This window comes from Rathayibacter sp. AY1F6, from assembly GCF_002932035.1.
In the GTDB taxonomy this organism is placed as follows: domain Bacteria; phylum Actinomycetota; class Actinomycetes; order Actinomycetales; family Microbacteriaceae; genus Rathayibacter.
This window is the reverse complement of record NZ_PSVD01000041.1, coordinates 1-1409: the sequence shown is the minus strand read 5'-3', so window position 1 is coordinate 1409 and position 1409 is coordinate 1. Positions and strand designations below refer to the sequence as shown.

Genomic DNA, 1409 nt, shown 5'->3' with positions numbered 1-1409 from the left:
ACGAAATCGGTGATCCTATGCTGCCAAGAAAAGCATCGACGCGAGGTTCTAGCTGCCCGTACCCCAAACCGACTCAGGTGGTCAGGTAGAGAATACTAAGGAGATCGAGAGAATCGTGGTTAAGGAACTCGGCAAAATGCCCCCGTAACTTCGGGAGAAGGGGGGCCTGAGGCGTGAACGGACTTGCTCCGGGAGCGTTCGATGGCCGCAGAGACCAGTGGGAAGCGACTGTTTACTAAAAACACAGGTCCGTGCTAAGTCGCAAGACGATGTATACGGACTGACGCCTGCCCGGTGCTGGAAGGTTAAGAGGAACGGTTAGCCGCAAGGCGAAGCTGAGAATTTAAGCCCCAGTAAACGGCGGTGGTAACTATAACCATCCTAAGGTAGCGAAATTCCTTGTCGGGTAAGTTCCGACCTGCACGAATGGCGTAACGACTTCCCAGCTGTCTCAACCGCGAACTCGGCGAAATTGCATTACGAGTAAAGATGCTCGTTACGCGCAGCAGGACGGAAAGACCCCGTGACCTTTACTATAGTTTGGTATTGGTGTTCGGTGTGGCTTGTGTAGGATAGGTGGGAGACGTTGAAGCGGGCACGCTAGTGTTCGTGGAGTCATTGTTGAAATACCACTCTGGTCACTCTGGATATCTAACTTCGGACCCTAATCGGGTTCAGGGACAGTGCCTGATGGGTAGTTTAACTGGGGCGGTTGCCTCCCAAAGAGTAACGGAGGCGCCCAAAGGTTCCCTCAACCTGGTTGGCAATCAGGTGGCGAGTGTAAGTGCACAAGGGAGCTTGACTGTGAGACTGACAAGTCGAGCAGGGACGAAAGTCGGGACTAGTGATCCGGCAGTGGCTTGTGGAAGCGCTGTCGCTCAACGGATAAAAGGTACCTCGGGGATAACAGGCTGATCTTGCCCAAGAGTCCATATCGACGGCATGGTTTGGCACCTCGATGTCGGCTCGTCGCATCCTGGGGCTGGAGTAGGTCCCAAGGGTTGGGCTGTTCGCCCATTAAAGCGGTACGCGAGCTGGGTTTAGAACGTCGTGAGACAGTTCGGTCCCTATCCGCTGCGCGCGCAGGAAATTTGAGAAGATCTATCCCTAGTACGAGAGGACCGGGATGGACGAACCTCTGGTGTGTCAGTTGTTCCGCCAGGAGCACCGCTGATTAGCTACGTTCGGAACGGATAACCGCTGAAAGCATCTAAGCGGGAAGCCGGCTTCGAGATGAGATTTCCATCCCTTCGGGGGAGAGGCTCCCAGCCAGACGACTGGGTTGATAGGCCGGATGTGGAAGACAGGACTAAAGACTGTCGGAGCTGACCGGTACTAATAAGCCGATAACTTGATAATCACTACACTCATACCGTTGTAAAGGCTGGTAGGAGTGGTCAGAGATTGCT

1 rRNA gene (running past one end of the window) is annotated in these 1409 nt (G+C 54.1%); it reads left to right on the top strand.

The features are described from left to right. Positions 1-1359, top strand: a 23S ribosomal RNA gene (locus C5C44_RS16570) (it extends 1856 nt beyond the left edge of the window). Positions 1360-1409 lie beyond the last annotated feature (50 nt).